Source organism: Streptomyces sp. NBC_01750 (assembly GCF_035918095.1).
In the GTDB taxonomy this organism is placed as follows: Bacteria; Actinomycetota; Actinomycetes; order Streptomycetales; family Streptomycetaceae; genus Streptomyces.
Map to the genome: position 1 here is coordinate 2,882,253 of NZ_CP109137.1, position 18,333 is coordinate 2,900,585.

Below are 18,333 nucleotides of genomic sequence, written 5' to 3' on the forward strand. Positions count from 1 at the left end.
TTGAACAGAAACGTCATGTTCGGACGTGAGGAAGCTCACCCTGACACAACCCACCTGTGTGGAACAAGAGTTCCGGACGGCGACCATTCACGGTGCACCAGAACAGGAAAGGACCGCACTTCACAGCGGCGCACAGCGCGGGGTCGGAGTGTTCGAGTGCACCCGGCTTCGCGCTCGCCCCTGATCATAAATGAGCGCTTCTGAGTACTACGTAGACGGTAGAGAGCGCGACGAGGTACTCCACCGCCGCGGCAACACGGCCGGTTCCAGCTCGGCGGCAACAGCCACGGCTGGGGCTGCGGCTGGGGGCTGCGGCTGGGGCTGCGGCTGGGGCTCCGGCTCCGGCTCCGGCTCCGGCTCCGGCTCCGGCTCCGGCTCTCACAGCGTCACGATGACGGCCTCTGTCGCCTTCACGCTGGTCCATACGGAAGTCCCGTCGGCAAGGCCCAGTTCGGCGGCGGCCTGCGGAGTGATCTCGGCGACGAGGTCCGGTGCCTGTCCGGAGGCGATCAGAATGCGCAGCCGGCTGCCGATGGCCGTGATTTCCCGGACGGTGCCCGGCCAGACATTGCGCGGGCTACCGCCGGGCCTGTCGCGGTGTACGGAGACCGCCTCCGGAGCGATGATCGCGAGAGCCTCGGTGCCCGCGGGCAGCGGATCCGCGACGACGAGCAGGCCGCCGCCGGAGAGCGCGAGACCGTCCGCCGTCGCGATACCTGGCCAGGCATTCCGGCCGAGCATCCTGGCGACCCACGGGGAGCGGGGATGCCGGGTGACCTCGGCGGGTGGGGCGTCCTGCAGGGCGCGGCCCTCGTCGAGTACGAGAACCCGGTCGGCCAGCGACACGGCTTCGACGGGGTCGTGGGTGACCATCAGGCAGACACCGCCGAAGCCGTCGAGGTGAGTGCGCAGGGTGTGGCGCACCTGGGCGCGGGTGGTCTGGTCGAGTGCGGCGAGGGGTTCGTCCAGGAGCAGCAGGCGCGGCCGGGCGGCCAACGCCCGTGCCAGGGCGACGCGTTGGGCCTGGCCGCCGGAGACCTGGGCCGGTTTGCGGTGTGCGAGGTGCCCGACGCCGAGCCGGTCGAGCCACTGCTGGGCGGCGCGGCGGGCCTCGGCGCGCGGGACGCCGTGGGCGCGCAGCCCGTACGCCGTGTTGGCGAGGGCTGTGAGGTGGGGAAAGAGCGCACCGTCCTGCGGGACCCAGGCGACCCCGCGGCGGTGCGGGGGCAGCTCGGTGACGTCGGTCTCGCCGAGGCGCAGGGCCGCGTGCGCGCGGGGCGTGAGGCCGAGGAGGGCGCGCAGCAGAGTGGTCTTGCCCGCGCCGTTGGGGCCGACGACGGCGATGGTGGTGCCCGGTTCGGCGTCCAGGGTCAGCCGGTTGAAGCCCGTGACATGGGCGTGCAGCGACCAGCGGTCTTGCGGCGCGGCGGACTCGAGGTCTTCGGGGGGCGCGGGCGGCGGCGGTTCCGCGTCGTTCACCGAAGGCGCGGGCTTGCGTGAACGGTCGCTCGGCGTTCCGGTCCAGCGTCCGCGCAGGGCGATGAGCACCAGCATGGCGATGGCGAGCAGCAGCAGGGAGACGGAGGTCGCCGCTTCCGGCTCGTCCTGGAGGAGCAGGTACACCTGAAGCGGCAGAGTCTGCGTCGTACCGGGCAGATTGCCGGCGAAGGTGATGGTCGCGCCGAACTCACCGAGCGCCCGCGCCCAGGTGAGGGCGGCTCCGGCGATGAGCCCGGGGGCCACCATGGGCAGCGTGACGGTGAAGAACACCCGTACCGGTGAGGCTCCGAGGGAGGCCGCGGTCTCCTCGTAGCGCGGCCTCAGCCCGCCCAGCGCGCCTTCGAGGCTGATGACGAGGAAGGGCATCGCCACGAACGTCGCGGCGACGACGGCGCCCGAGGTGTGGAAGGGCAGGGTGATGCCGAAGGTGTCTTCCAGCCACGGGCCGAGCAGTCCGCGGCGGCCGAACCCGAGGAGGAGCGCGACACCTCCGACGGTGGGCGGCAGCACCATCGGGAGAAGCACGAGGGAGCGTACGAGCGCCTTGCCGGGGAATTCGACGCGGGCCAGCAGCCAGGCCAGCGGCACCCCGAGCAGCAACGAGAGGCCCAGCGCCCAGAAGGAGACGAGCATCGAAAGCCGCAGGGCCTCGGTGACACCTGGACTGGTGAGATGGCTGCCGAGATCGCCCCACCTGGTACGGGCGAGGATGCCGATCAGCGGCATCAGCAGAAACGCGATCGCGGCAAGCGCGGGCACGGCGAGCGCGACAGGGGTGCGGTTGCCGCGGGTGCGAAGGCGTCTCATCAGGTGTTCCTGGGGTATCGGTGTCCCCGGGGACACCGGGTGTTCCGGAGGGTCGATTGACGGTCGTGGGCTGCCCGGCCCCCGCACCGGGCAGCCCACGCACGACGGTTACGGCTGCTGGAAGCCCGCGTCCTGGAGGATCTTCTGCGCCTCGGGCGTGGACAGCCAGGCCACGAACGCGGCGGCGGCCTCACTGTTCTTGGACACCTTCAGGGTCGCGGCCGGGTACTCGGCGATGGCGTTCTGCGCGTCGGGAATCTCGACGGCGTCGACCTTGCCGGTCGCCGTGGCGGCGTCCGTCTTGTAGACGAGACCGGCATCGACCTCACCGAGCTCGACCTTGCTGAGCACGGCGCGGACGTTGGGCTCCTGGGAGACCGGCTTCACGACGATCTTCTGCGCGTCCAGGATCTTCTTGCTGTAGCGGCCGACCGGGACCTCGGGCGCGGCGAGTACGACCTTCAGCTTGGTGTCGGCGAGGTCCTTGAGGTCGTCGACCTTCTTCGGGTTGCCCTCGACGGTGGCGATGACCAGACGGTTCCTGGCGATGACCGTCGCGGCGTTGGTGTCGGACTTCAGACCGTCCATGGTCTTGGTGTCCGCGGTGACCAGCGCGTCGGCGGGGGCGCCCTGCTTGACCTGTGCGGCCAGCTCCTGAGACCCGGCGAAGGAGAACTTCACCTTGGTGCCCGGGTGCGACTTCTCGTACCCGGCGCCGGCCGTCTTGAAGACGTTGGTCAGCGAAGAGGCGGCCAGCACGGTCAGGTTGGCCTTGGACGCGCCGGTCGCGGACTGGCCGGCGTTCGCTCCGCTCTCCTTCTTGCTGTCGTCGCCGCTGCCGCAGGCGGCGAGCGGCACAAGCAGGGCCGCGGTCAGTATGGCGGCGGCGGTACGGCGCCCGTTGAAGGCGTACGGCATGGCGGGTCTCCTTGGTGAAGCGGTGGGAACAGGCCGCGTCGAGGACGGGCGACGCCGCTGCAAGGGATGGATGCGAAGGGTGGTTCAGGCGCGGTCGATGTGCACGCTGGTCGACTTCACGCGGGCGGTGGCCTGCATGCCGACTTCCAGTCCCAGCTCCTCGACGGCCTCCCGGGTCAGCAGCGAGACCAGCCGGTGCGGGCCGGCCTGGATCTCGACCTGTGCGGCGACATCGCCGAGCTTGACCGCGGTGACGATGCCGGGGAACGCGTTACGGGCCGAGGTGTACGAGGCGTCCTCCTCGCCGGTGCCGCTCTGGGCGACCTCGATGGAGAACGCGGCCAGATCGCGGCCGTCGATGAGCCTGCGGCCGCTTTCGTCACGGTGGGTCGCGACCCGGCCGGCATCCGCCCAGCGGCGCGCGGTGTCCGGGCTGACGCCCAGCAGACGCGCCGCCTGGCCGATTGTGTAGGACTGCATATGCGGCACCGTAGGCAGTATCAGCCAGCATTTACAAGCCTTCGAGCTCACATCTGTAGCAAATGCCGGAGCGTCTGGAGGAAGCCCCAAGCGCGGCACCCGACCGCTGCCGGGTCCCGTGGCTACGGTGGATTCATGAGCCTGAGCATCCGCAATCAGATCCCCGGCACGGTCGTCTCCGTCACGCCCGGCGAGGTGATGGCGACCGTCAAGGTCCGGCTCGACGGCGGCCAGGAGATCACGGCCGCGATCACACTGGAGGCCGTCAAGGAGCTGGGCCTCGCCCCGGGCTCCTCCGTACGCACCCTGATCAAGTCCACCGAGGTCGCTCTCGCCACAGGTGCGGTCCAGGGGCTGAGCATCCGCAACCGGATCCCCGGCACTGTCACCGAGGTCACCACCGGGGGCGCCATGGCAGGCGTCAAGGTGACCGTCGCCGGCGGCGAGCTGACCTCCGCGATCACCATGGACGCGGTCACCGACCTGGGTCTCGCCGCCGGGTCCCCCGTCGTCGCGCTGATCAAGTCGACCGAAGTCGCCCTCGCGAGCGTCTGAGGTCAACCCTGCCGCACCGGCTCCGCCGGGACGGCGCAGGCTCCCACCCAGACGCCCGCCGTCGGCCCAGCGGCGGACGGTCTCCGAACTCACGCCCAGCAGACTCGCTGCCCGGCCAATGCTGTACGACGGCACGCCCGCACTCTAGGCCAGGAGCCGCAGCCCGCCCGCACGTCAGATCTCGCCCAGCGTCACCTCAGCCGTCCCCTTCGCACCGCCCGGCAGATACGTCGGGTACCCGCTTCGGGGCGAGGAGGAGTGGGTGCTGTGTCCCGGTTCGTCCACGGGGCCCGATCACCGCATCCCGCTCAAGTGGCACGGCTTGAATGATCAAAATGGCGGGACGTTAGCATATGAGCACCGCCTAGCTCGAAAGATGAACCTGTGACTACCACCGTGGACTCGTTCACCAATTGGAAGAACCGCGAGGAAATCGCGGAGTCGATGATCCCGGTAATCGGGAAGCTACACCGGGAGCAGGACGTCACGGTCCTGCTTCACAGCCGCTCCTTGGTGAACAAGTCGGTGGTCAGCATCCTCAAGACGCACCGATTCGCCCGGCAGATAGCCGGTGAGGAGCTCACCGTCACCGAGACCCTGCCGTTCCTGCAGGCTCTCACCACGCTCGATCTCGGCCCTTCCCAGATCGACATCGGCATGCTCGCCGCGACGTACAAGACCGACGACCGCGGTCTCTCGGTGGAGGAGTTCACCGCCGGGGCCGTCGCCGGCGCCACCGGCGACAACAAGATCGAGCGCCGTGAGCCGCGCGACGTCGTCCTCTACGGGTTCGGCCGCATCGGCCGCCTCGTCGCCCGCCTGCTCATCGAGAAGGCGGGCTCCGGAAACGGCCTGCGGCTGCGCGCCATCGTCGTCCGCCAGGGCGGCGACCAGGACATCGTCAAGCGTGCCTCGCTGCTGCGCCGCGACTCCATCCACGGCCAGTTCCAGGGCACGATCACGGTCGACGAGGCGAACAGCACGATCATCGCCAACGGCAATGAGATCAAGGTGATCTACGCCAACGACCCGTCGGAGGTCGACTACACGGCGTACGGCATCAAGGACGCCATCCTCATCGACAACACCGGCAAGTGGCGCGACCGCGAGGGCCTGTCGAAGCACCTGCGCCCCGGCATCGACAAAGTCGTCCTGACCGCGCCGGGCAAGGGCGACGTCCCCAACCTCGTGCACGGCGTCAACCACGACACGATCAAGCCGGACGAGCAGATCCTGTCCTGTGCCTCCTGCACCACCAACGCGATCGTCCCGCCGCTGAAGGCGATGGCGGACGAGTACGGCGTCCTGCGCGGCCACGTGGAGACCGTCCACTCGTTCACCAACGACCAGAACCTGCTGGACAACTACCACGGCTCCGACCGCCGCGGCCGCTCGGCCGCACTCAACATGGTCATCACCGAGACGGGCGCCGCCTCCGCCGTCGCCAAGGCGCTGCCCGACCTCGAGGCGAAGATCACCGGCAGCTCGATCCGCGTCCCCGTGCCGGATGTCTCGATCGCGATCCTCAACCTGCAGCTCGCGCGCGAGACCACCCGCGAGGAGGTCCTCGACTACCTCCGCAACGTGTCGCTGACCTCGCCGCTCAAGCGCCAGATCGACTTCATCACCGCTCCCGACGCGGTCTCGAGCGACTTCATCGGCTCGCGCCACGCCTCGATCGTCGATGCCGGCGCCACCAAGGTCGAGGGCGACAACGCGATCCTCTACCTGTGGTACGACAACGAGTTCGGCTACTCCTGCCAGGTCATCCGCATCGTCCAGCACGTCTCCGGGGTGGAGTACCCGACCTACCCGGCCCCGGCGGTCTGATCGGCGTACTGTCCGATCCGGCGTCCCGGCGGAAGGGGCGGCGGTGGGAGGGCGACCGGATCCCGATCGGCATCCGGTCGCCCTCCCGCCGTCGGCCGCCACCGGCAGCGGCATGGTCCGTACGCCTTGCCTTCCGGTGGGCCCCGCAAGTGGGTCGTCGGCCTCGCCGAGCCGACCCACTTCGCGGGCCGGGCCGCGCGGCGTCTTCGCAGGTAAGCCGAGCGCCCCACAGAACCCGTCATATCTCCGTCCGGCGGCTGTCGAAGCCGCCGCGCAAGCCGCTCGCCGGCGGGTTCGCCTCTCAGGGCGACTCCCAGGGCCGCCCGAACGCATGACCCAGTGGCCCGAGGTTCGGCCAGGACATCGTGCGCACGAATGCCGAGTTCGCCGACCAGACGAGCGACCACAACCCTCTGGTCGTCCGACTTCGCCCATGACGCCCTTAGGCTGCCCGCACTGACAGCCAGTCACGAAAGGGGTAGTTGTGGCCTCTCGTCTCAACCCGTACATCAGCTTCTCCGGTGAAGCCAAGCAAGCCATGGAGTTCTACAAGGAGGTCCTCGGCGGCAACCTGTCCGTCAACACCTACGGCGCCTTCGGCTCCGAGGCGCCCCCCGGATACGCCGACAAAGTCATGCACAGCCTGCTGGAGACGGACAGCGGCTTCGCGCTCATGGGCGCCGACAACCCGCCCGGCATGGAGTACAAGCCGGGCAACAACTTCGCCGTGAGCCTGAGCGGGGACGACGCCGACCAGCTGCGCGGCTACTGGGCCAAGCTGTCCGCCGGAGGCAACGTGTCCGTTCCCCTGGAGAAGCAGATGTGGGGCGACGTATTCGGTATGTGCACGGACAAGTTCGGTGTCACGTGGATGGTCAACATCAGTGAGCAACAGAGCTGATCCGTACGTCGGGCGCGTCGGCGGCCAGGGCCGCCGACGCGGCTCCAGTAGGGCTCGCGGGGCTGACAGCGCCTTCAGCCAGGTCGCGACACCCGTCCGGGGCTGCACTACCCGCGCAGCGCCGCCACCACGTTCGGGCTTTTCACTTGCTAAACGTTCAGCCAGTTTCTACTGTGCGTGTATGGACGACGCCGCGACTGAGGTACCTGACGCACCACCCCCTGACCACCTCCCAGGTGGCAGCCGCCGCCTCCCCCGCATCGCGCCGCTGCCGGAGGACCGCTGGGACGCGCGGGTGCGCCGGCTTCTGGCCAACGCTCCACGGGACCCGGGAGGCCGGGTGCCCAACATCTTCACCACCCTGGCCCGCCACCCGGACCTCTATGCGCGGTTCATGCCGTTCGGCGGGCAGTTGCTCCGCGAAGGGCTGTTGCCGGGAAGGATCAGGGAGCTACTGATCCTGCGCACCGCGCACAACACCGGGGCCGCCTACGAGTGGGGACGCCATCTGCCGCTGGCCGAGGCCGCCGGGGTCTCGGCCGCGGACGTCCGGCGCATCACCCGGGGCCCGGACGCCGTCGGGTGGACGGACCTCGAGTGCCATCTGCTCCGGGCCGCCGACCAACTGCACCGCGACGCACGGATTTCGACCGTGCCCTGGGAAGCTCTCGCGTCCTACTACGAGGAGGCAGAGCTGATAGAGATCACCATGCTCATCGGCCAGTACCACATGCTGGCGTTCTTCCTGAACTCCGTCGGCGTGCAGCTGGAGCCGGGCTTCGACCGGACCGGCACCGGGAAGGGGGCGCGCGCCGATGGATGAGCAGCGGAGACCGGAGAAGGAGGCGCGCCGTCTGGCCGGCCGCAAGCTCCTGGTGATCGGCGCGGGCACCCGTCCGGACGGGGATCCGCAGGCACCCGTCGGCAACGGGCGCGCGATATCCGTCCTTGCCGCCCGTGAGGGAGCGAGTGTGGCGTGCGCCGACATCGCACCCGATGCGGCCGCAGCGACCGCCCGGCTCGTCACCGCCGAGGGCTCCCCGAGCGTCGCCCTGGTGGCTGATGCCACCGACCCCGAGCAGACCGCCGCGTTGGTCGCCGAGGCCGCCCGCGAACTCGGCGGCCTGGACGCCCTCGTGGTCAACGTAGGCGTCGGGCTCGGCGTTGGCCTGGCCGGCTCCTCGCCCGAGGACTGGGACCGCGTCCTCTCACTCAATCTGCGCGCGCCCTTCCTGGCCGCGAAGTACGGCCTGCCGACGATGAACGGCGGCGCGATCGTCTTCATCGGATCCGTTGGCGGACTGCGCGCCGCCACCGGCTCGCCCGCGTACGACAGTTCCAAGGCGGGTCTGATGGGTCTCACCCGGCACGTCGCCAAGGAAGGCGCGCCGCGATGCATCCGCGCCAACGTGGTCGTACCTGGCCTGATCGACACCCCGATGGGCCGTCAGGCATCAGCCGCCCGTACTTCCAGGACCGCGTCCTTCGCCCGGATCCCGCTCGGCCGGCAGGGCACCGCATGGGAGGTGGCGGACGCGGTCACGTTCCTGCTCTCCGATCGCGCCTCGTACATCACGGGCCAGCAGCTGGTGGTGGACGGCGGCCTGAGTGCGGTCTGACCTCGGTTCGGCGGCCGGCCGGCCGGTGTTCGGTCAGACTCCCGCAGACGACCCCGGCCGCCGAGGTCAGCCGGTCCTCCGGTCCGGAGTGAGTGCCAGCAGCACCATGTCGTGGGCCGCGCGGCCGATTTCCTCCAGGCGGGCACGAGAGGAGTCCAGCTGGTACTGGAGCAGCACGCCGCGCGCCAGGCTCTCCAGAAGGAATGCCTGCGCGCGGGGGTCCAGATCGGAGCGGATGGTGCCGTCGGCGACCCCCCGTCGGATGTCGTCCTCCACGCCGGTGCGGACCAAGTCGAGTTGGCCGCCCAAGAGCCCCTTGGCGGTGTCCCCCGGGCTGCCGACCGCCTCGACGAGCAGCACCAGCAGCGCACGTGCCCGGACACTGGGGCCCGGCTCGGCCAGACGTGAGAAGTACTGCTCGAGCTTGGCCAGTACGGCCTCGAGCCCGGTCATCCGGTGGTACCCGGGGAGTGCCCGGAGACGGTCGACAAAGACCTCGCGGATGTCGTTGATGACGGCCTCGACGAGCCCCGCCTTGGACTCGAAGTGGTAGCTGACCATGCCCCGGCTGACCCCGGCGCGATCACCGACCTTCTTCACCGTGAGGCCGCGGTAGCCCTCCTCGGCGAGGATCCCCAGTGCCGCGTCGATCAGTCTGCGCCGGGATGCCTCGCGCTGGTCGTCGCGCATCGTCGGAAGGGGGCCGGTCGTTGTCGTGGGATCGGTCATCGCCCCAGCAGTATCCCATCCGCTACTGCCCACTGCTCGAAAGGTGACCTGTGGACGTCTTGCGCATCATCCTGGCTGTAGCCGTCGGCCCGGTATTTGTCCTCACCGGGGGGATCAAGATCTACGGGCTGAGCCGGTCCCTGCAGTACCGCGACCACTTCGGCATGTCGCCCTCGCTGTGGCGGGCGATCGGTGTGCTGGAGGCCGCGGGGGGCTTGGGGCTGCTTGTCGGACTGGCGGTCCGGCCGCTGGGCATCGCGGCCGGCGCGGGACTGTGCGCGTTGATGTCCGGCGCCGTGCTGACGCACCTGCGGGCCAGGGATCCGATCGCTGTGGTGGCCTCTGCCTCGGGCGTTCTGCTGCTCGCTTCGACGTCCCTTGTGTGCGGCATCGCTGCGTGGCCCCCACGCGCTGGAGGGGCTGTGGCGGGGGAATGCCCAGCTGCGCCCTGGCGTGCACACCGCGTAGGTAAGCGGCTTGCATCGGCTTTCGGCGATCGCGAACCGGAACTGGCCCGCACGGGCCCCGTACCGAGCGGCCTACCTGCGGCTCGGCCCGCTCGGTACGGCGCCCCCTCCGCGAATGGGCCCGACCGCGCATCGCCACCGGCACCAAGAACTCCGGCTGGAGTACCAGGCAACCTGCGCAGCCGGCTCGTCCTCTTAACGACCGCATGGGCGCACGGACATCAGTCGGCATCGGTCGCAGACCGTCCCTGAACGGCCGCCCGTTGATACGAGCAAACGCGGGAGCGGGCAGCAAGAATGCAGGAACGTACAGCAACCTCGGCCAACAGGCGGCTGCTCAGCGTGGACTCGGCCCGCGCCATTGCCGTATTCGCCATGTTCGCCGCGCACATCGGCCCCCCGGCGAAGCCCGAGGGCGCGGGTTATCTGCTGGTCGCCTTCGACGGGCGCGCGCCCGCCGTCTTCACCCTGATTGCGGGACTTTCGCTGACCCTCTCCCGGGGCGGCACCCAGCCCCGTCCACCGCTGACCGGCACACTGCGCGCCACGCTCGTACGCTGCGCCGTACTCGCGGTGCTCGGCATGGCGTTAGCGGAGCTGAGGTCCGGGATTGCGGTGATCCTGACGTTCTTCGCCGTGTACTTCCTGACAGCGGAACCGCTGGCCCGCCTGCGCACCCGCGCACTGATCGCGGTCGCGGCAATCTCCGTGGTGCTGGGTCCGGTCCTGTCGTACTCACTGGGACCGTACTTGGGACACCGCGCCGCCGGACGCGGCGGCTACCCCGGATTCGATGCGGTCACCAGCTGGCCCGGATTCATTGAGGCGCTCGACACGCTGCTGGTGTCCGGCGCCTACCCCTGGCTCACCTACTTTCCTTATGTCATCGTCGGCATGGCGCTGGGCCGGGTGGCGAACCTGACCCGGCCCGGAACAGCCCGTCGGCTCATCGGCTGGGGAGCACTGGCCGTCCTGGCCGGGCATGGGCTGTCCGCGCTGGCTCTTGGGCCGGCCGGCGGACGCGCGGCGTTGCTGGATGCCATAGCCCACAGCCACGCCTTCGCCATGAACTTCCCCGATCCGGTGGAGGCCGTGCTTGCCCGACAGGCCGGGGCGATACCCAGCACCTCCTGGGCCTGGCTGCTGGTCGACGATCCCTACAGCCAGACGCCCTTCGAGACCATCGCCAACATCGGCGCCGGCTGGCTACTCATCGGCCTCGCAGTGGCCGCCTGCCGCCATCACGTGCTCGAACTGCTCCTGCGCCCGCTGGCCGTCGTCGGGACGATGGGCCTGTCGGTGTACACCCTTCACGTCCTCGCGCGGGCCGAGCTGCAACCGCAGCACGGTTGGCCGACCCTGGGCGCCTTCTGCGGGGTCTCGCTGGTGGGGTGTGCCATCTGGGCGTATGCCTTCCGCGGCACTTCGCTCGGGCGCGGGCCGCTGGAATGGGCCCTCCAGACGATCACGCCGGTCCGTAAGGCACCCACTCCCGAGAGCAGAACGACCCAGGAGTCATTGACCCTGCGCGGATGACGTGCCACGGCCCGCCCTGACCTTCGTCAACCTCACCGCCGCCCTGCCCTCCTCACCAGCAAAGCGCGCGGCTGCGGCACCGCGCTGGGCGCACATCTCCGTCCCGATGCGAAGACGCTTTCACTGCACGGGCTTGTCTCTTTGTGGGGGCGCCCTTGTCGACGCCGGGACGCATGCTGAGGATCCCGTCTCGCCATCGGACGAGCATGTCTTCGCGTCAGGGGCCTGCGGTGAAGGCGCCGACGGTGACCGAGAACTGCAGAGGCCGGACGGAAAGCCCGGAAGCCCTGGGCTGAACCCTGCCTCTGCTACGCAAACGGGCCTTCGACCGTGAAGCGGCGCAGGTGGTGGGCGAACCTCTCGGCCTCACCCGGCGGCCATGAGGACAGGCTCGCCATGATGTGAGCAGCCAGATGTGCACGCAGCTCCGCCACGGTGACCTGGCCCTGCTCGGTGAGAACGAGCAGGTGTGCGCGCCGGTCGTTGGGGTCCGCCTCACGGCGGATGAGGCCGGCGGCCTCCAGTCGAGTGGCACGGCGGGTGACACCGGAGCGATCGAGTCCGACCTCGGGAGCCAGGTCGGCCGCGCTGCGGGGTCCGGTCCGGGCCAGTGCGCTGAGTACCGGGTAGGTCAGTTCGTCCACCGCCTCGCCCATGCCCTCGGTGAGCTGCCTGTGCAGCTGCGCGCGAGTAGTGCGCCTGAGCAGGATGCCCAGCGCGTCTGCGATCTCATGTCCTACTTCGTTCTCCACACCACAAGAATAGCGTGCGCAGCGCACGCTTTGACTGCTACAGCAAAGGAGATGCGTGCGTCGCGCACGCACTGCTCCCATCCCCCGAAAGGAAGTCCCATGACTCGCACCGGTATAGAGGCCGCCATTACCGACCCGCTCTTCAACCGCGACATCACCGTGCAGGAGGCCGCCGACCGCCACTTCGCCCCGGAGTACCGTCAGCGCACGGACGGGAAGTGGGATGACCGCGCCGGGTTCCTTGAGCACATCACCCACTTGCGCACCATCGTCGCCGACGGGCAGATCCAGGTGCACGAAGAGCTGCGCGACGGCAGCAAGTACGCCGACCGCCACACCGCCCACATCACGAAGACCGACGGCTCGACCGTACGCATGGAGGTCTACGTATTCGCCGACCTCGCACCCGACGGCCGATTCAGCCGCATCGAGGAGAGCACCCTGATGGTCCAGGGCTCCGACACCGATCGCAACATCGGCAGCGCCCGCTAGGATCCGGCGCGCGACAATTGGCCTGCGGGGGACGGGAGTTCACGGCGACGCCGTAAGGCAAGGAACATCCGTCCCCCACGCATGTACGAAATCCCGCGCGGGCCAGGACCTGCCCCCGCCGGCGGCTCGCGAGAGATGGCACTTCCCGTGGCAGGTGCCGCGTCGGTTCTCAGTGCGCGCCGTGTGTATCCAGGCATGCCGAGGTGCTCATGCCGGCAAACAGTCTTTCCACGAGTAGTTCGGGATAGCCGGGAGGAGGCGGCGCGCTTCCGAAGATGGCCCGAACATAGAGCGGCCCGATGAGCTGGTCGAGGATCTGGTCTAGAGGCGGAGGGTTTTCGCCGCGGGCGGTAGCACGCTCGCGGATGCGCTGGATAGCGCCGGCCCGGCGTTCGAAGTGCTGTGCGCGTTCCGCTTGAGCCTCCGAGCTGCCCGGCAGCGACAGCGCCAGGGCCCGCACGATCAGCCGGCCTTCGGGCTTGAAGACGCTGGCGACGCCTGCTGCCACCCACTCCGTGAGGTCTCCGCGCAGGGTGCCGGTGTCCGGCAGCGGCCATTCCTCTTCGAGTCGGGTGATCGCCACGTCGGCCAAGAGTGCCTCACGGCTGCCCCAGCGCCGGTAGATGCTGGTGTGGTTCACGCCGGCGCGCTGAGCGATCACCGGGATGGTCGGCTCCACGACGTGCGGATCGGACAGCAGGTCGATGACTGCCTGATGGACGGCCGAGCGAACTCGTTCGGAGCGCCCGCCGGGACGTGAGGTCGGTTGAGTCGGGCTCATACCCCCCACCTTAAAGCACATTCATTTGCTTTGTTGCCCTGCGGCGTCTACGGTCACACCAGACGCACATATCTGTGCTTTAAGGAGTGGCTGTGCAGAACCTACTGTTCCCCGGTGCCCCCCCAGTTCTGGTTCGAGACGCTGCGGTCAATGAGCCACATCGCCTACGGCGGAGCCGACTTCGGTGAGGTGGTCTCGACCAGCGAGCGAATCACGGAGGGCAACTACAACAGCTGGCACGACGGGTGGCTCGCCACCGCCGACCGCGTGGCCGGCGAGGCCCAGCGGGCCCTGGACACAGGTCACCCGGTCAGCGCCCGGGACGGGTTCCTGCGGGCATCCAACTACTACCGGTCGTCCGAGTTCTTCCTGCACGGCAACCCGTGCGACCCACGCCACGACCACGCCTACGACCGCAGCGTGGCCTGCTTCGAAGCGGCAGCGGCGCTGTTCACTCCCCGCATCGAACCGGTCCGCATCCCCTACGAGGGCACCACCCTGCCCGGCTACCTCTACCGGGTTGACACCAGCGGGAGACCGCGGCCGACCCTGATCATGCACAGCGGCTTCGACGGCACCGCCGGGGAAACGCCCTTCAGCGGCGCGTTGGCGGGCGTCGAGCGCGGGTACACCGTGCTGGCCTTCGACGGACCTGAACAACCGGGACCGCTGCACCGCGAGGGCTTGGTCTTCCGTCCGGACTGGGAGAACGTCATCGGTCCGGTGGTGGACTTCGCCGAGGGCCTGCCGGAGGTCGACAACAGCCGTATCGCGCTGCTCGGTTCCAGCATGGGCGGTCTGCTTGCCCCGAGGGCGGCGGCATTCGAACACCGGCTGGCCGCGCTGGTGACCCTCGACGGCGTCTACGACCTCGGCGAGGTATCCGTTCGGCACATCCCTGGCGACCGTGACGAAGTTGAACGGCGCCTGCGCGCGGACTCCGACCCTCAACTCGATGCCAGGCTCGAGCACATCATGGCCACCAACGCGACCGCGCGCTGGGCGATGAATCACGGCATGTACGTGATGGGCGTAGACACCCCTCGAGCCTTCAGCGCCGCTTACCTCGACTACACCCTCCGCCACGGCATCGCAGAGCAGATCCAATGCCCCACGCTCGTGTGCGACGCCTCCGAGGACGAGTTCTTCAAGGGGCAGCCTCAGCAGCTCCATGACCACCTGACCTGCCCCAAGACCTTGCTGAAGTTCACCGCCGAGGAAGGCGCCGGCGCGCGCTGCCACCCCGGCGCCATGCGCACAACCTTGGCCCGCGTCTACGACTGGCTCGACGACAGTGCAGCTCTCGCGGACGGTTCACGATCCGACCGGTCCTGATCTCCCCGGGCCGGATCGGCGGGACTTCGGACGGGCGTCCCGGCGCCCTTCGCGGTCTTCCTCACCACTCTCGAAGTCTCCGCCACCAGCCGGTTCCCCATCTGGAACGAGCTTGAGGGCGAGAACGGCAAGCGACGCCGCGTCCGGCGCGGTGGCTTCACCACCAAGGACGACGCCAAGACCGAGGCTGCACAGCTCTACCGTGACACCGACCGCGGCACCGACGTCCCGTCGAACGAGACCTTCGGCGAATACCTGGTGCGCTGGACCAAGGGCAAGAAGTGTCTCGCCCGCACCACCAGACACGGCTACGAAGAGCACATCACCAACTACCTGGTCGCCCACCTCGGACACATCAATCGCAGAGAACCGTGGACAGGACAGTTAGCGTGGCGCGGTGATGTCGGCCTTGAAGGGGCCGCCGTGGCCGGGCACGATCAGGTCCGCGGCGGCCAGCACGCGGAGCCGGGAGGCGCGCAGTACCTCGCGGTCCGGGGCTACGGGGTCGTCCGCGGGGCCGTCCGAGTGCCACCACAGGTCGCCGGCGAACGCCACCACGCCCGTGTCCGTGCCGGCCAGCAGGGTGATGTCCTCGAGGCTGTGTCCCGGCGTGCGGATCAGCCGCAGCGACGGGGTTAGTTCGTAGCCCTCCGCGTCCCGGTTCCTCCACTGGTCGCCCAGGTACTCCACCTTGTGGTCGTGGACCCTGGCCCGTCTGAACAGGCCCACGTTCATGGTGTTGTCCGGGTGGTGGTGGCTGAGCACCACGTCGGTGATGTCGTCGGGGCCGAGCCCCAACTCCGCGAGCGGGCCGAGGATGTGGTCGCGGCTCGCCACCATGCCGGGGTCGAAGATCACATGCCGGTCGCCGTCGGTGACGTAGGAGACGGTGGCGGCGACGCCGGGACCGGTGGAGCCGACGTAGCCGGTGGTGAGGATCGTGTACACGGCGCTGCGGCCGAGCGGTGCGTCTGTCATGTCCCCCATCGTTCCGGGCAGGCCGGGCCGCTGACGAGTGGCACTGCTGCCCCTCATCGCAGGATTCGTGCCACTCGTGCCACACTGCTCCCGTGCCGCCTTTCGTGACTGTTGCCGCGTACGTTCCCCCTGGTGTCGGCATGCTCGCCGTGGGCATCGTCGCCGAGGTGTTCGGCCCTCACGGGGAGGGGCTGCCCGGCTTCGACTTCGTGCTGTGCACCGACCGGCCCGGGCCGGTCCCTACCGACCTCGGCGTGCCGCTCATGGTCGCGCATGGCCTGGACCGGCTGACTGCCGCGGATCTGGTGATCGCCTTGCCATGGGCCGGCTTCCGTACGCCACCCGGTCCCGCTGTGCTTGACGCGTTTTCGGCCGCACACGAGAGCGGCTCACTGGTCGCGGCCCACTGTGTCGGCACGTTCGCGCTCGCCGCCGCCGGTCTGCTCGACGGCCGACGGGCCACCACGCACTGGCGGTTCGCCGAACTGCTGGCCCACCGCCACCCGGACGTCGTTGTGGACCCCGACGCCCTGTACATCGACGAAGGGCGGATCACCACGGGTGCGGGAGCCGCCGCCGGCTTCGATCTGTGCCTGCATCTGCTGAGGCGGGAGTACGGGGCCGCGATGGCCAACGCCGTCGCCCGCGACATGGTGCTGCCCTCCCACAGGGACGGCGGTCAGGCCCAGTATCTGACCTCCCCCGTCCCTGAGGACTGCCAGGACGAGCGTCTCGCCGAGGTGCTCGCCTGGGCCCGCGAGCACCTCCACGAACCGCTTCCCGTCGCGGAACTGGCCCGACGCGCAGTGATGAGCAAACGGTCCTTCGCCCGCCGCTTCGCCGCCGCGACCGGCACCACACCGCACGCCTGGCTCCGGAGCCTGCGACTGAGCAGCGCCGAGGAACTCCTGGAAACCACGGACCTGCCGATCGAGGAGATCGCCCACCGGGTCGGATACGGAAGCGCGGCCGTCCTGCGCGAACAGTTCGTGCGCCGCCGGGGTGTGCCGCCCCGTTCCTACCGCCGCTCGTTCACCAACGCGCCGTAGCGAGCCGGGCGAGCCGACGCCGTTCTGCGCAGGCCGCTCTCCCGCACCCACAGTCACCTGGCTGCGAGGTGAGCTGCGGATCCCCGTCCAGTCGCTCTTGGCCGGGACGAACTGCCCGGTCGTCGGACTTCGGTGGCAATCGGTCAAGGTCGCTCCGCAGGACACCTATCGGTCGACGTCACACCGCGCGTGTCTCCCGACCAGCGCCGCGACGATGCACCGCATCAACGTGCGCGCTGCCCTGGACCGAGGTCAGCCTCGCGGACCTGTGGCTGCGGATCTCCGCACAGACGAAACGGTGAGCCGATTCACCCGGACTGGGTCAGCCGGCGATGCAAGCGCCTGGCTGAGCTGTCCGGGCTGCCCCCGCTCCGCCTCCACGATGCCCGGCACATCTCAGCGAGCCTTTCATTGCTCGCAGGGAACGACATCGAGGTCGTGCAGGAGAAGCTGGGCTCGCCCATGTGGCGAGCTACGGCGACCTCTGGGCAGTGGGCGCCCTGCTACGGCACGACGGCGAACCAAGGAAGCCGCGTAGGGACACGCGGCTGGGGCGTGTCGTTGCCGCCTCTGTCCACACACTGTCCACACACTGAGTGGACAACGGCAGAAACGGGCCGTCACGATCACCAGCAAGATCCGTCCGACCAGCGAAGACACTGGTCAGATCGTTTCTCCACGCGTAGCGCGCAGTGGGGCGGGTGGGACTCGAACCCACGGCCGACGGATTATGAGTCCGCTGCTCTAACCGGCTGAGCTACCGCCCCTAACGGCGCGTCGCGCACATATGTGCGCGCCGTCTGCCGCAGCATAGCCGCTCATACGATCTCCTGCCTCGGATGGTCGGCAACGCACAATCATGAGGACTGTGCTGCCCGCTGCCCGGTTCCAGAAGACATCAGGAAGTCGTCGAGGGCACACGAAAAAGGACCCCGAAGGGTCCTCTTCCGGTTTCCGCTCCCCCGGCTGGACTCGAACCAGCAACCCTCCGGTTAACAGCCGAATGCTCTGCCAATTGAGCTACAGGGGATCGCGCTCCCCCGACTGGACTCGAACCAGTAACCTGCCGGTTAACAGCCGGCTGCTCTGCCAATTGAGCTACAGGGGATTGCTGCATGTGCACCGAACGTACCCACCTCGGGGCGTCCCGGGGGGCGTGTGCTCGCTGCGACACATACATTAGCGCAAGCAGGGGGGTGCTCCGCCAATCGGTATGCCCGGGGTGATCTCGGGCCTCGCCGGGTAGACGGGCAGCACCGACGCAAGGGAAGGGTGGCAGCCATGCGGTACAAGCTGACGTTCGTCATCGGACTGGCCCTCGGCTACGTTCTCGGCACCCGGGCCGGCCGCGAGCGCTATGAGCAGCTCAAGAAGTCCGCGCGCCAGATCGCTCAGAACCCCGCGGTGCGCAACGCCGCCGAGACCGCGGCGCAGGGCAGCCGCGAGGTGGCGGGCAAGGCATTCCACGCGGTGAGCGAAAAGGTCGGGGAGCGGGTGCCCGACTCGGTTGCGGAGCGGGTGCGGTCGCTGCGGGAGCGGACCGCGGCCGGTGAGGACGAGTGGGGAACAAGCAACACGTGACGCGGTACCCCTGCGGGTGCGGC

The 18,333-nt window shown here is 69.1% G+C and carries 18 protein-coding genes, 3 tRNA genes and 2 pseudogenes; 12 read left to right on the forward strand and 11 right to left on the reverse strand.

Translation table 11 applies throughout. The features are described 5' to 3' along the window. Positions 1–378 precede the first annotated feature (378 nt). The 3 genes from OG966_RS13020 to OG966_RS13030 form a co-directional block, all read right to left on the reverse strand. Positions 379–2,307: an ABC transporter permease gene (locus tag OG966_RS13020; protein ID WP_326649748.1), complete on the reverse strand. Its 1,929-nt coding sequence runs from the start codon at positions 2,305–2,307 to the stop codon at positions 379–381. A gap of 108 nt (positions 2,308–2,415) precedes the next feature. Further along, positions 2,416–3,225, reverse strand: a complete 810-nt coding sequence (modA, locus tag OG966_RS13025; RefSeq protein WP_326649749.1) for a molybdate ABC transporter substrate-binding protein — start codon at positions 3,223–3,225, stop codon at positions 2,416–2,418. An 84-nt stretch (positions 3,226–3,309) separates the two neighbouring features. Then, complete coding sequence (locus OG966_RS13030; protein WP_326655177.1) at positions 3,310–3,705, reverse strand: TOBE domain-containing protein; 396 nt, start codon at positions 3,703–3,705, stop codon at positions 3,310–3,312. Positions 3,706–3,840: 135 nt separating this feature from the next. Between OG966_RS13030 and OG966_RS13035 the strand changes: the two genes are divergently transcribed. Next, entirely contained in the window at positions 3,841–4,260 is a 420-nt protein-coding gene (locus OG966_RS13035) for a TOBE domain-containing protein (protein WP_326649750.1), read from the forward strand. A 48-nt stretch (positions 4,261–4,308) separates the two neighbouring features. On the opposite strand, the pseudogene OG966_RS13040 reads toward OG966_RS13035, so the two are convergent. After that, a pseudogene (locus tag OG966_RS13040) lies at positions 4,309–4,395 on the reverse strand (MerR family transcriptional regulator); the annotation flags it as partial. Between the two features lie 249 nt (positions 4,396–4,644). Here OG966_RS13040 and OG966_RS13045 point away from each other — a divergent pair. From OG966_RS13045 to OG966_RS13060, 4 genes are all read left to right on the forward strand, one after another. Next, positions 4,645–6,090, forward strand: coding sequence for a glyceraldehyde-3-phosphate dehydrogenase (locus OG966_RS13045; protein WP_326649752.1), 1,446 nt, complete (start codon positions 4,645–4,647; stop codon positions 6,088–6,090). Positions 6,091–6,574: 484 nt separating this feature from the next. Further along, positions 6,575–6,991, forward strand: a complete 417-nt coding sequence (locus OG966_RS13050) for a VOC family protein (protein WP_326649753.1) — start codon at positions 6,575–6,577, stop codon at positions 6,989–6,991. Between the two features lie 181 nt (positions 6,992–7,172). After that, the gene (locus tag OG966_RS13055) at positions 7,173–7,814 is read left to right on the forward strand and encodes a carboxymuconolactone decarboxylase family protein (RefSeq protein ID WP_326649754.1); all 642 of its coding nucleotides are present in this window, start codon (positions 7,173–7,175) and stop codon (positions 7,812–7,814) included. Next, positions 7,807–8,610 carry an SDR family NAD(P)-dependent oxidoreductase gene (locus OG966_RS13060; RefSeq protein ID WP_326649755.1) on the forward strand — a complete coding sequence of 268 codons (804 nt, stop codon included), beginning with the start codon at positions 7,807–7,809 and terminating at the stop codon, positions 8,608–8,610. The genes OG966_RS13055 and OG966_RS13060 overlap by 8 nt, the downstream gene beginning before the upstream one ends. Before the next feature lie 66 nt (positions 8,611–8,676). Here OG966_RS13060 and OG966_RS13065 read toward each other — a convergent pair whose 3' ends face one another. Continuing rightward, the gene (locus OG966_RS13065) at positions 8,677–9,339 is read right to left on the reverse strand and encodes a TetR/AcrR family transcriptional regulator (RefSeq protein WP_326649756.1); all 663 of its coding nucleotides are present in this window, start codon (positions 9,337–9,339) and stop codon (positions 8,677–8,679) included. Positions 9,340–9,389: 50 nt separating this feature from the next. Between OG966_RS13065 and OG966_RS13070 the strand changes: the two genes are divergently transcribed. After that, complete coding sequence (locus OG966_RS13070; RefSeq protein WP_326649758.1) at positions 9,390–10,058, forward strand: DoxX family protein; 669 nt, start codon at positions 9,390–9,392, stop codon at positions 10,056–10,058. A gap of 45 nt (positions 10,059–10,103) precedes the next feature. After that, positions 10,104–11,342, forward strand: a complete 1,239-nt coding sequence (locus OG966_RS13075; protein ID WP_326649759.1) for a heparan-alpha-glucosaminide N-acetyltransferase domain-containing protein — start codon at positions 10,104–10,106, stop codon at positions 11,340–11,342. Between the two features lie 308 nt (positions 11,343–11,650). Here the strand turns inward: OG966_RS13075 and OG966_RS13080 are convergent, their stop codons facing one another. After that, positions 11,651–12,094, reverse strand: a complete 444-nt coding sequence (locus OG966_RS13080; protein WP_326649760.1) for a MarR family winged helix-turn-helix transcriptional regulator — start codon at positions 12,092–12,094, stop codon at positions 11,651–11,653. A gap of 99 nt (positions 12,095–12,193) precedes the next feature. On the opposite strand from OG966_RS13080, the gene OG966_RS13085 reads away from it, so the two are divergent. Further along, entirely contained in the window at positions 12,194–12,586 is a 393-nt protein-coding gene (locus tag OG966_RS13085; RefSeq protein ID WP_326649761.1) for a nuclear transport factor 2 family protein, read from the forward strand. 169 nt (positions 12,587–12,755) lie between these two features. Here the strand turns inward: OG966_RS13085 and OG966_RS13090 are convergent, their stop codons facing one another. Beyond that, entirely contained in the window at positions 12,756–13,367 is a 612-nt protein-coding gene (locus OG966_RS13090) for a TetR/AcrR family transcriptional regulator (RefSeq protein ID WP_326649762.1), read from the reverse strand. A 150-nt stretch (positions 13,368–13,517) separates the two neighbouring features. Between OG966_RS13090 and OG966_RS13095 the strand changes: the two genes are divergently transcribed. Both OG966_RS13095 and OG966_RS40795 read left to right on the forward strand, forming a co-directional pair. Further along, the gene (locus OG966_RS13095) at positions 13,518–14,702 is read left to right on the forward strand and encodes an alpha/beta hydrolase family protein (RefSeq protein ID WP_326649763.1); all 1,185 of its coding nucleotides are present in this window, start codon (positions 13,518–13,520) and stop codon (positions 14,700–14,702) included. Between the two features lie 99 nt (positions 14,703–14,801). Further along, positions 14,802–14,888: pseudogene (locus OG966_RS40795) on the forward strand (Arm DNA-binding domain-containing protein); the annotation flags it as partial. Positions 14,889–15,086: 198 nt separating this feature from the next. Here the strand turns inward: OG966_RS40795 and OG966_RS13100 are convergent. Next, complete coding sequence (locus tag OG966_RS13100; RefSeq protein WP_326649764.1) at positions 15,087–15,680, reverse strand: MBL fold metallo-hydrolase; 594 nt, start codon at positions 15,678–15,680, stop codon at positions 15,087–15,089. Positions 15,681–15,820: 140 nt separating this feature from the next. On the opposite strand from OG966_RS13100, the gene OG966_RS13105 reads away from it, so the two are divergent. Next, complete coding sequence (locus tag OG966_RS13105) at positions 15,821–16,729, forward strand: GlxA family transcriptional regulator (protein ID WP_326655178.1); 909 nt, start codon at positions 15,821–15,823, stop codon at positions 16,727–16,729. Positions 16,730–17,422: 693 nt separating this feature from the next. On the opposite strand, the gene OG966_RS13110 is transcribed toward OG966_RS13105, so the two are convergent. From OG966_RS13110 to OG966_RS13120, 3 genes are all read right to left on the reverse strand, one after another. Next, a tRNA-Ile gene (locus OG966_RS13110) sits at positions 17,423–17,496 on the reverse strand. Between the two features lie 190 nt (positions 17,497–17,686). Beyond that, positions 17,687–17,759: transfer RNA gene (locus OG966_RS13115), tRNA-Asn, on the reverse strand. Between the two features lie 5 nt (positions 17,760–17,764). After that, positions 17,765–17,837 (reverse strand) — tRNA-Asn (locus OG966_RS13120). Positions 17,838–18,010: 173 nt separating this feature from the next. Between OG966_RS13120 and OG966_RS13125 the strand changes: the two genes are divergently transcribed. Next, positions 18,011–18,310 carry a YtxH domain-containing protein gene (locus tag OG966_RS13125; RefSeq protein WP_326649765.1) on the forward strand — a complete coding sequence of 100 codons (300 nt, stop codon included), beginning with the start codon at positions 18,011–18,013 and terminating at the stop codon, positions 18,308–18,310. Positions 18,311–18,333 lie beyond the last annotated feature (23 nt).